The organism is Candidatus Methylomirabilota bacterium, from assembly GCA_036005065.1.
GTDB lineage: Bacteria > Methylomirabilota > Methylomirabilia > Rokubacteriales > DASRDR01 > DASYQW01.
Genome location: DASYQW010000111.1, coordinates 1 through 5,176 on the forward strand (window position 1 = coordinate 1; position 5,176 = coordinate 5,176).

The 5,176-nt window shown below is 73.3% G+C and carries 4 protein-coding genes; 1 reads left to right on the forward strand and 3 read right to left on the reverse strand.

From position 1 onward, the window contains the following. Nucleotides 1-443: 443 nt before the first annotated feature. The 3 genes from VGW35_08225 to VGW35_08235 are packed head-to-tail and all read right to left on the reverse strand — an operon-like array spanning nt 444 to nt 3,079. A complete protein-coding gene (locus tag VGW35_08225) occupies nt 444-1,550 on the reverse strand; it encodes an SIS domain-containing protein (GenBank protein ID HEV8307642.1) in 1,107 nt (368 codons plus the stop codon). A gap of 47 nt (nt 1,551-1,597) precedes the next feature. Continuing rightward, nucleotides 1,598-2,647 carry an extracellular solute-binding protein gene (locus tag VGW35_08230; protein HEV8307643.1) on the reverse strand — a complete coding sequence of 350 codons (1,050 nt, stop codon included), beginning with the start codon at nt 2,645-2,647 and terminating at the stop codon, nt 1,598-1,600. A gap of 21 nt (nt 2,648-2,668) precedes the next feature. Then, on the reverse strand, nt 2,669-3,079 hold the full coding sequence (locus VGW35_08235; GenBank protein ID HEV8307644.1) for a hypothetical protein: 411 nt from the start codon (nt 3,077-3,079) through the stop codon (nt 2,669-2,671). Nucleotides 3,080-3,210: 131 nt separating this feature from the next. On the opposite strand from VGW35_08235, the gene VGW35_08240 reads away from it, so the two are divergent. Continuing rightward, complete coding sequence (locus VGW35_08240; GenBank protein HEV8307645.1) at nt 3,211-4,827, forward strand: glycosyltransferase family 39 protein; 1,617 nt, start codon at nt 3,211-3,213, stop codon at nt 4,825-4,827. Nucleotides 4,828-5,176 lie beyond the last annotated feature (349 nt).

Below are 5,176 nucleotides of genomic sequence, written 5' to 3' on the forward strand. Positions count from 1 at the left end.
GCCGAGGGCTGCGTAGAGCGCCGCTCCCCCGGCGACGTCGGGGACCGTTCGCGCGCCCGCGGTGATCTCGTCGAGCGAGAGGTAGCCGACGACGAGGACGGCCGGGCCGCCGCCCGACCCCATTCTAGGTCCTCTCGGGGGGGTCTCGGAAGACCCCCCCGATGCCTCCCCTAACGGCGCGCCGCAGGACGTCGCGGGGCTGGGGCCCCGCCGTCCGAGGCGCGCGAACCCAAAGTTGCGGCGGCGAAGCCGCCGCTCGGAGCTCTCCTCGATGCACCACGCGCTCGATGATCGGCGACTGGTTACTCCGACACACCGCTAGGCCCCGGAGGGGGACTCCGCCCCCCTTCCGGACCTCGCCTGGAGGAGGGTTGCGCCGGCGAAGCCGGCGCTCGGAGCGGAAAATCTCGAGCCTGGCGACACTCCTCACGCTTGGCACACTCCTACCGCCCCGTGCCGACGAGCGAGCGTCGCGTGAGCTTGCGGCTCACCCGGAACCGGGCCGCGTCGTCGCGGAGGTGGGCCCGGGTGTTCGGGTCGAGCCCGGTCGCGCGCGCCAGGTGGTAGCCGAGGAGCTGGAGCGGCACCGGCATCACGAGGAGGGCCAGCCACTCCGGCATCGAAGGAAGGCAGAGCCGGTGCGCCGCGCTCGGGACCGGGGTCCCCGCCGTCTCGATCGCGACCGTCGTGAAACCCAGTTCGGCGAGGGCATCGGCGCCCTCGGCAGCCTGCCGGGCCGTCCGGGCATTCGGGGCCAGGTACACGACGAGGTCCCGGGGATCGGCCGACCAGAACTGGCGGTGGGCGAACTCCTCGACGTCGTCGCTCCAGGCCGGGACGCGGGTCAGCTCGACCAGCTTGGCCGCGCCGTAGTCGGCCGTGGCGACGTGCGGCCCGGCCGCCAGGAACCGGACCCCGCCGAGCCCGCGCCCCACGACCGCGGCGACCAGATCACGGATGGCGCCCCCGACCGCCTCGATCACAGCCGGCAGCCGAGTCACGGCCTCGCGAAGGGGTGACTCCGCGACGCGCCACGGAGGCTCGCCCGGCCGATTCCCGGCCGCCCCATCCAGCAGCAGGGCGAGCGCGAGGAGTGTCGCCGTGTACGTCGCGGTGCCGCAGAGAAAGGGGGCCAGCTCGGGCAGCTCGAGCGAGACTCGGACCGGCGCGAGCGCCCCGAGCCGGCCGCCGGTCCCGTTGGTGAGCGCGACGCCACCGGCGCCGCGCGCGAGGGCCGCCTCCCACGCCTCGACGGTCCGGTCCACGTCGCCCGACATGGAGACGGCGACAACCCGGTCGGCGGCCGTGAGGCGCTCCGCCTCGTACACGACGAAGTCGAGGGCGCTGGCCGCGCGGTAGGGAAGCCCGGCGCCCCGCCCGAGCGCCAGGGTCAGGGCGCGCGCCGCGAACCAGCCGTCGCCGCACCCGACCGCGTACACGGCGCCCCCCGGCCCCGGGGCCAGGTGGGTCGCCCCCAGCCGGCCCAGCTCGCCGGCCCGACCCAGGAGACGCCGGAGGCACTCCGGCTGGCGCCGGATGTCGGCCAGCATCGGCTCGCCGTCCGCGGCGGGTGGCCGCCCCGCGGGACGGGCCTCCGTCACGATGCGAACTCGCGGTCGAAGCGCTCGACGATCTGCCCGCGTACCGGGGCGATCTTCGTCCAGTCGATCGTCTGGAGCTGCAGGACCTCCTCCGGTGTCGCCGGCGTGTACGGCTTGGCGGCCTCGGGCACGGCGACCCCCTTCACGGTGGGTCCGAAGTAGTACGGCCGATCGGCGGCCATGGCCTGATAGTCGACGCCGAGGATTCCGTTCAGCCAGTCGGCGACGAGGTCCGGGTAGCGGGTGCCGGTGATCTCCGAGAAGAACGAGATGACGGCGACCGGGCCCGGGTCGGGCTTGACGAAGCGGATCGGCATCCCCTTGTCGGCGAGCGTGGCCGCCCCGTTGTTCCAGAGCGGCGCGATCCCGATCTCGGCGCGCTCCACGAGCTGCGTCAGGATGCTGGGGCTCCGGCCGACGACGGGCCGAAGCTCCTTGGCCTTTGAGAACGCCGGCTCGAGCCGATCCTCGGCGCCCCCGTGAAGCTTGGCGACGATCGCGAGGAAGCCGAGCCCCAGGTTCGAAGAGGCCCGCGGGATGCCCACCAGGCCCCGGTACTCGGGCCGCCAGAGGTCCAGCCAGCTCCGGGGCGGCGTCTTGACGAGCTGCGTGTTGTAGGCCAGCCCGATGAGGGAGTACGTCGCGGGAACCCCGTAGCCCTGGCTCTTCCGGGCGAACTCCGGGTACGCGTTCGCGATGTTCGGAATCCGCTCCGGCCTGACCTTCTGGATGTAGCCCTCCTTGATCCCGATGAGGTGCGGCGGCTCGTCGTTCGGCATGGCGTCGTAGGGGCTCACGCCCTGGGCCGCCTTGATCTGGGCCACGACGTCCTGGGACTCGCTGGGGACCAGGCGGATCTTGAGACCCTGATGCCGCTTCTCCATCCGGTCCGCCAGCCAGCGGTGCGGCTCCTGGAGCTTTCCGCCGTAGGTGATGATCACCAGCTCGCGCTCCTGGGCCTCGAGAGTTGGCGACAGACCGCCCCCGAGCGCCGCGGCGCCGGCACCGAGCATCGTCGTGTGGAAAGCCCTGCGCGTGATGGCCATCGCCATCTCTCCTTGTCTCCCCTACGGCCGTGGCTTCTTGAAGAGACTGTCGAAGGCGCGCCGCGCGTCGTCCGGGCGGACCGAACCGGAAGAGACGTCGCGCTCGACCACGACGCGGAGCGAGAAGGACGGGCACTCGTTGCGCGCGACCTTGTCGGAGATGCGCTCGGGAATGGTCTCGGTGCACTCGAAGCGGCGGCCCGGGTCGAAGTGGGCACACTGCTTACACGCGTGCAGCGCCGCCCCGCATCCGGGACACCGGCCGAGGGCATCGATCCCCGGCGGGAGCACGCCTCCGCATTCCGCGCATCGCGATACGGCCCGGCTGCCCAGCGTCCGGGAAGGGCTGGCCGGCGCCGGCCGCTCATTCTTGTCGCGCCGCTCGCCCGGCTTTTGCTGATAGCCCTGCTGTCGATATCTTCTCTCGCTCACGATGATCGTCCTTTCACCATCCTGCTTCGGGGACTCAGACTGGGCCAAGCCTAGCCCCTGGCTCAGGGGTCGTCAAGAAGCGGCGCCGTGCCGGAGGCAGGCGGTTCGGCATTGCAGGTACAATCTCCGCCGTGAGCGCGCGGCGACACCTCCTCGTCCTGCTCGGCCTCGTCGCCGTCCTCCTCTTCGCCGGGCTCGGGGCGACGGCGCTGACGGACCGCGACGAGGGCGCCAACGCCGAGGCGGCCCGCGAGATGCTCGAGCTGCGATCCTGGGTCACGCCCGCCCTGAACTACTTCCCTCGCTTCGTGAAGCCGGCGCTCGTCTACTGGCTGATGGCCGCCGCCTACGCGGCGCTGGGCGCCACCGAGGCCGCCGCCCGGCTCCCGTCCGCCATCGCCGGGGCCGCCCTGGTGGCGATCCAGTACGCATTCGCCCGCTGGGTCTTCGGGTCCGCGATCGCCTTCCGCGCCGCGCTCGTCCTGCTGCTGAGCATCGAGGTGGTGGCGATCGCCCGCATGGCGCTCACCGACGCGGTCCTCGTCGTCTGCACGACCGCCGCCGGCTTCGCCTTTTTTCGCGCCTTTCACGGCGAACCTCCGCGCGGCCGGTGGTACGTGGCGACGTATGCGGCGTTGGGCCTCGGCCTGCTGACCAAGGGACCGGTGGGCGTCCTGGTGCCGGTCCTCGGGATCGCGGCCTACCTGGCGCTCGCCGGCGGATGGCGGCGCGTCTGGCGGGAAGCCCGGCCGGCGTGGGGCCTCGTGCTCCTCCTCGCGGTGGGGGGACCGTGGTACGGCGCGATGCTGTGGACGCACGGCGGGGTCTATCTGGCGCGGGCGCGGGGGGAGACCGTGGGACGCGTCCTCCGCACCGTGACCGGGCCGGGCGGAACCGTGCTCTTCTATGTTCCGGTGCTGCTGATCGGCTTCTTCCCCTGGAGCGCCTTCCTGCCGGGCGCGCTCGTCGGCGCTCTCCGGGGCGCCCGCGCCCGGGCCGCGGCGGATCGGGCGGGCGCAGCGACGGTCTTCACGGCAGCCTGGTTCGTCGCGGGGCTCGCCCTGTTCTCGCTCGTCCCGAGCCGGCTCCCGCACTACGTGGCGCCCCTCTTTCCCGCCGCCGCGCTCCTCGTCGCCGCGGCGTGGCCTGCCGGGGTGCCGCGGCTCGCCCGGGGACTCCTCGCGGCGCTCGGCGTCGGCCTGGGCGGCGGGATCATCGCGGCGGGCCTCATGGGCTCCACGGTCGCGCGCCTGCTGGCGCCGGCCTATCCGGCGGACGCGGGCGCGAGCCTCCCGCCGAGCGTCTACGTGCTCGGAATGCTCGCCCTGGCGATCGGGGCGACCGCCGCCCTGCGCGACGCCGCCCGGCTCTTCTCGAGCCTGGCCATCCTGACCACGGCACTCCTCGTCGTCGGCCTTCACGTCGTGTTCCCGGGATTCAGCACCGAGTTCCTGAACCCGGCCGGCGAGCTCATCCGGACCGCGGCGCGCCTCGCTCGCCCCTGCGACCGGCTCGTCGCCGTCGGACCGTACCGGCCGAGCCTGATCTTTTACGCGCGCCGGCCCGTCACGTTCGTCGGCGTCCATGACCGGATATGGATCGCCACCCTGGCCGCCGCGCCGGGCCGGCTTCTCGTCCTCGTGCCCCGAGCCTCCGTGGATCGCCTTCCGCCGGCGCTGGCGGGACTCCGGCCACTCGACACCCGCGGCGGCTACGTCCTCCTGGCAAGCCCCCCGGACGGCTGCTAGCCGGGGCCGTCGAGGCCCCCTCCCATAGCCTAGCGGCGTGTCGGAGTAAGCCGGCGCCGGCCAGCGAGCGCGTGGCGCATCGAGGAGTGCTCCGAGCGGCGGCTTCGCCGCCGCAACTTTGGGTTCGCGCGCCTCGGACGGCGGGGCCCCAGCCCCGCGACGTCTTGCGGCGCGCCGTTAGGGGGGGCATCGGGGGGGTCTTCCGAGACCCCCCGAAATGACCTCAGAGGATCACCGCGTGCATGACCCGGCCCTCGAAGAGGAGGGCCGACCCTTGCTGTCCGGCCGCCCGGTACTCGAAGACGCGGCCCGCGCCTGCGTTGGCGTGCAGGGTTCCCTCGATCGTCGC